Genomic DNA, 5,212 nt, shown 5'->3' with positions numbered 1-5,212 from the left:
CACCCGCACAGGAGAACGGATGACCACGCCCGAAGCCCCCCGCCCCCTGCGGATCGCGGTCATCGGCCTGGCCGGCGCCGGCAAGTCGACCTGTGCCACGCTCATCGAGGAGTTCGCCCGCGACAAGGGCCTGAGCCACGCCCGGGTCAAGCTCGCCACCCCGCTGTACGACCTGCAGGCCGAGGTGTACCGGCGGGCCGGCGGCTCGCTCGGCGAGGGGGCCCAGGACCAGGTCCTGATGGAGGCGCTCGCCGACGCGATGCGCAGGATCCGCCCCGAGTCCCTGGCCGACGACTTCACCCACCGCCTCGCCGCCGTCGAAGCGGACCTGGTCGTCAACGACGACCTGCGCGACCCGCACGTGGACGCCCCGGCGCTGCGCGCCCACGGCTTCCGGGTCCTGCGCGTCACCTGCGACGAGGAGCTGCGCCAGACCCGGCTGGCCGGACGCGGCGACCCGTCCCGCGCCGACCGTTCCACCCGGGAGATCGACCTGATCACACCGGACGCCGTGCTCGACAACGGTTCGGACCTGCACACCTACCGGTCCGACGTCCACGAACTGCTGGGGAGTTGGCTGTGATTCTGAGCGGGCCCGAGATCCTCGCGGAGGTGCGGGCGGGGCGCATCCACATCGACGACTTCGACCCGGAACGCCTGGAACCGAACAGCTACGGCTTCCGCCTCGCCGACGACCTCCTCTGGTACGAGCAGGACGTCATCGACTGCTTCGAACCGCCCGAAGCCACCCACGTGAAGTTGGGCCCCGAGGGCATGGTCCTCGAACCCGGGCGCTTCTACCTCGGCGGCACCATGGAGGCGATGGGCAGCCCGCACTACGCCGCCACCCTCTACGCCTGCCGGTCCGCCTCCACGCTCGGCATCTGGATCCAGTTCTCCGCGCCGCTCGGACACAGCGGCGCCGTCTTCCCGTGGACGCTGGAGATGAAGGTCGCCCACCCGGTGCGGGTGTATCCGGGCATGATGATCGGCAAACTGGCCTTCTGGTCCATGCAGGGCGACGCTGTGGAGTACGACGGCAAGTACACCGGCTCCTCCTCCGCCGTCGCCTCCCGCCTCAGCCTGGACCGGCATGTCGCAGGTTGACCTGTTCCGGGTCCTGGCCGCGCTCGCCCTGCTGCTGACCGCGGCCCACCTGGTCGGACGGCTCTTCGCCCGCTACCGGCAGCCTCCGGTGATCGGCGAGATCCTCGGAGGCCTGCTGCTCGGGCCCACGGTGCTGGGCCGGCTGCTGCCCGACGTCCAGGGGTGGCTCTTCCCCGACGACGGCCCGGCGGCGTCCGCGCTGGCGCTGGTCCACCTGCTCGGCATGCTGCTGCTGATGTTCGTCGCCGGGATGGAGATGCGCACCGTCTTCTCCCGGGAGGACGGCAGACCGGTGCTGGTCATCGCGCTCGCGGGCATGGTCGTGCCCTTCGCCCTGGGCCTGCTCGCGGTGCGGCTGGTCGACACCGACCGGGTGATCGGGCCCGCCGGGGACGTCACGGCGCTGACCCTGGTCGTCGCCTGCGCCATCGCCGTCACCAGCATCCCGGTGATCTCCCGGATCATGCTGGACCTGGGCATCATCAGGACCCGCTTCGCCCGCATGGTCCTGTCGGTCGCGGTCCTCGAGGACATCGTGCTCAACGTGATCCTCTCCGTCGCCCTCGGCATGGTGGCGGGCTCCCACCCGGGCGCGTTCGGTCTGTCGCAGTCCCTCGGCGTGACGTCCGCGAACGGCTCGGCCCTGTACCACTCGGTGGCGTCGGTGGCCTTCTTCGCCCTGGCCGTCCTCGCCGCCGTCGCCCTGCGGAGACTGCGGGGAGCGGCTTCCCCCGGCGGCGCGGCCCGGACGCCGGGAACGGTGGCCGTCCGCATGGCGGTCATCCTCGCCGTGGCGGCGAGCTGCGTCTTCCTGGGCGTGGCGCCCATGTTCGGCGCGTTTGTGGTGGGCCTGCTCTCCGGCGCAGCCGCCGGCGCCCGCCGGGCCGGACCCGGCGAACCGCTCGCGCACCTGCGGGCCTTCGCGTCCGGGTTCTTCATCCCGGTGTACTTCGCGGTCGTCGGCCTGAAGCTCGACCTGTTCCGCTCCTTCGACCTCTGGCTCACCGCGGGCTTCGTCCTGGTCGCCTGCCTCGCGAAGGCGACCAGCGTGTACGCCGGGGCGCGACTGGCACGGCAGCCGAAGGCCGAGTCGCTGGACCTCGCCGTCGCGCTCAACGCGCGCGGCGGACCCGGCATCGTGCTCGCCACCGTCTCCTTCGACGCCGGCATCGTCAACGCCCCGATGTTCACCACGCTGGTGCTCACGGCGATCGTGACCTCGCAGATCGCCGGATGGTGGCTGGAACGGGCGGTCTCCCGCGGCGCCTTCCCACCGGACGGCCCGGGCGACGGCCCCGCCCGGGAGAGCCCGCAAGCGCCCCGCCCCGAAGGCCACCTCACCAACTCCGCCTGACCAAGGCCCCCTTGTCACGGCCCCTCACAAAGACCCCTCAACAAAGGCTCCCTCACAAAGGCCCCCTCACAAAGGATGTGCTCATGAACACCGCCAGGAGCGGTCGCCCCGTCGTCGCGATCGTCGACGCCTACTCCACGGCGAGCCATCTCGCGCCGCTCTTCCACGCCGCCGGGCACGACTGCCTCCACGTGCGGAGTGTCGCCGAACCGCCGCCGGTCTTCGCGTCCTCGTTCCGCCCGGAGGACTTCGTGGACACCGTCGTCCACCGCGGCGACGTGGCCGAGACCCTCGCCGCGATCGAACCGTACGCCCCGGTCGCCCTCCTGGCGGGCGCCGAGATAGGCGTCGAACTCGCCGACGTCCTCAGCGAGGCGCTCGGAGTGCGGAGCAACGGGACCGCGCTGAGCGCCGCCCGGCGCGACAAGTACCGGATGATGGAGACCGTGCGGGCCGCCGGCGTGCCGGCCGTCGACCAGATCCTCGCCGGCGACCTCGACACCCTCCTGGCCTGGTACGGCGACACCGACCGGACGGTTGTCCTCAAGCCGGTGCGCAGCGCCCTCAACGACGGCGTCTCCTTCTGCTCCACCGCCGCCGAGGTCAGGACCGCCTTCGGCGACCTCGTGGGCGCGGACAGCGCGCTCGGCGTCCGCAACGACGCGGTGCTCGCCCAGGAGTACCTGGTCGGCGCCGAGTACTACGTCAACACCGTCAGCCTCGACGGGCAGCACCGGGTGTGCGACCTGTGGAAGACGCAGCACCTCGGCGTCAACGGCGTCAGGGACCTGCTCGGCGGCTCGTCGCTCATGGCGTCCCGCGGCCCCGAGCAGGACCTGCTGGTCGAGTACGCCTTCTCCGTGCTCGACGCGCTGGGCATCCGCAACGGGCCCGCGCACACCGAGCTGAAGCTCACCCCGGACGGCCCCCGCCTGGTCGAGACCGGCGCCCGCGTGTGCGGCGCCATGCTGCCGCTCCTCACCCGGGCCGCACTCGGCGAGAGCCAGCTGGAGTGGACCGTGCTCGCCTACACGGACCCGGAGTCCTTCGAGGCACGCCGGCACACCGACTACCACCTGGCCCGCAACGCGGTGTGCGTGAACATGATCGCGCCCGAGGGCGGCAAGCTGCTGGACTACCCGAAGCTCGACGAACTGCGGTCCCTGGAGAGCTTCCACGACGTCCTGCTGAAGGTGCGGCCGGGCGAGGAGCTGTCGCGGACCGTCAACGACCTCACCTACCCGATGCTCGTCCATCTCGTCCACGAGGTCGAAGGCGTGGTCACCCACGACTACATGACGGCCCGTCACCTCGACGGCGAGGGCTTCTACCATGTCGTCTAGTTCGTCCGGCTCACGCTTCGCCCTGGCGGCCGGCCCGCTCCTGGTGCTCGGCTACTGCGTCATCAACTCGACGAAGTCGGTCCTGGAAGGCGCGCTGGTGCAGGGCCTCTCGCCCGAGTTCATCGCGTTCAACGCCTTTGTCGTCGCCCAGCTCTTCTACTTCCTCACCCTCCGGGACAAGCAGGCCCTGCGGACGGCGGTCAGGCGCTGCCTCCCCGACGTGATCATGCTGAACATCTCCACCGCGGTCTGCTGGATCGCGGTGCTGTACGCGTTCACCGTGCTCGAACCGGCCGTGGCCAACTCGATGATCATCGGGCTCGGCCCCACCCTCACCATCGTGCTCGGCTTCAGGCTCCGCCCCGGCACGAAGCCACTCCCACTCGAACTCGCCGCCGCCGGAGCCATGTTGGGCGCCATGACCTACCTTCTGGTGATGGCCCACGACGGCGCGTCGGCCCTCGGCGACGTGCCGACCGGAGACCTCGTCTTCGGCCTGGTGATGTGCTTCCTCACCTCCCTCTCCCTCTCCGGCATCACCTTCTACACAAGGCGACTGGGCGACGCGGGGATGACGGTCCCGCAGATGATGGCCTCCCGCTTTGTCGTCCTCGTCGCCGCCACCCTCGTCCTCCTCGTCGTACGCGACAGCTTCGGCGCCTACTCGCCCGCCAACGTGGGCGCGCTCCTCGCGATCAGCCTCGTCGGCGTGATCATCTCGCTCTACCTGCTCCAACAGGGCATCGTGCGGACCGAGCCGATCACGGTCTCGATGCTGTTCGGCACCAACCTGCTGATCACCTACCTCACGCAGTTCCTCGACCCGAGACTCGACCAGTCCCCCCACGTCTTCCTCGGCATCGCGGGCCTGTGCGCGGCGATGTGCCTCGGCACCTGGGCCCGCTGGCGCCACGACAGACAGACCAGCCGGGCCGCCACCCCGGCACCGACCAGCGAAAGGGTCGAGCGTTGACCGTCCTCGCCCACATGAGCGACCTGCACCTGGACGGCGGCGCCGCCACAGCGGACCGCGTCCGGAGGGTCGTCGACCACCTCACCGGCCTGCCCGGCGGAGTCGACGCCGTACTCGTCACCGGCGACCTCGCCGACCACGGAACCGAGGAGGAGTACCGCGAGGCACGGGAGGCGCTGGCACCGCTCCGCGACCGCTACCGCGTCCTGACGTGCCCCGGCAACCACGACTCCCGACCCGAGTACCGCGCGGTCCTGCTCGGCCTGCCGGCCGGGACCGCCCCGGTCAACGAGGTCCATGAGGTCGGCGGCGTACGGGTGCTCATGTGCGACTCCTCGATCCCCGGCCGCGCGGAGGGCGAACTCACCCCCGGAACCCTGCACTGGCTGGACACCACCCTGGCCGCCGCCCCGGACCAGCCGGCCTTCGTCGCCC

At 71.0% G+C, this 5,212-nt stretch carries 6 protein-coding genes; all 6 read left to right on the top strand.

Annotated features, from left to right (window positions below; genetic code table 11):
* The first annotated feature begins 19 nt into the window (after window positions 1-19).
* On the top strand, window positions 20-583 hold the full coding sequence (locus GL263_RS21000; protein WP_182857293.1) for a P-loop NTPase family protein: 564 nt from the start codon (window positions 20-22) through the stop codon (window positions 581-583).
* Window positions 580-1,107 (top strand): dCTP deaminase, encoded by a 528-nt coding sequence (locus tag GL263_RS20995; RefSeq protein WP_182857292.1) that lies wholly within the window; start codon window positions 580-582, stop codon window positions 1,105-1,107. The genes GL263_RS21000 and GL263_RS20995 overlap by 4 nt, the downstream gene beginning before the upstream one ends.
* Window positions 1,094-2,461, top strand: coding sequence for a cation:proton antiporter (locus tag GL263_RS20990; protein ID WP_182857291.1), 1,368 nt, complete (start codon window positions 1,094-1,096; stop codon window positions 2,459-2,461). The genes GL263_RS20995 and GL263_RS20990 overlap by 14 nt, the downstream gene beginning before the upstream one ends.
* Before the next feature lie 83 nt (window positions 2,462-2,544).
* Window positions 2,545-3,804: an ATP-grasp domain-containing protein gene (locus tag GL263_RS20985; RefSeq protein ID WP_182857290.1), complete on the top strand. Its 1,260-nt coding sequence runs from the start codon at window positions 2,545-2,547 to the stop codon at window positions 3,802-3,804.
* Window positions 3,794-4,777, top strand: a complete 984-nt coding sequence (locus GL263_RS20980) for a DMT family transporter (RefSeq protein WP_182857289.1) — start codon at window positions 3,794-3,796, stop codon at window positions 4,775-4,777. The genes GL263_RS20985 and GL263_RS20980 overlap by 11 nt, the downstream gene beginning before the upstream one ends.
* Before the next feature lie 14 nt (window positions 4,778-4,791).
* On the top strand, window positions 4,792-5,212 hold a 421-nt coding region (locus GL263_RS20975), incomplete at its 3' end, for a metallophosphoesterase (protein ID WP_228456709.1).

Source organism: Streptomyces durbertensis (assembly GCF_014156695.1).
Classification (GTDB): domain Bacteria; phylum Actinomycetota; class Actinomycetes; order Streptomycetales; family Streptomycetaceae; genus Streptomyces; species Streptomyces durbertensis.
This window is presented reverse-complemented; position numbering and strand designations above follow the sequence as displayed.

Bases quoted from the DNA above. Each gene is read 5' to 3' on its own strand.
- GL263_RS21000 (WP_182857293.1), top strand. From the start codon at position 20: ATGACCACGCCCGAAGCCCCCCGCCCCCTGCGGATCGCGGTCATCGGC.
- GL263_RS20990 (WP_182857291.1), top strand. From the start codon at position 1,094: ATGTCGCAGGTTGACCTGTTCCGGGTCCTGGCCGCGCTCGCCCTGCTG.
- GL263_RS20985 (WP_182857290.1), top strand. From the start codon at position 2,545: ATGAACACCGCCAGGAGCGGTCGCCCCGTCGTCGCGATCGTCGACGCC.
- GL263_RS20980 (WP_182857289.1), top strand. From the start codon at position 3,794: ATGTCGTCTAGTTCGTCCGGCTCACGCTTCGCCCTGGCGGCCGGCCCG.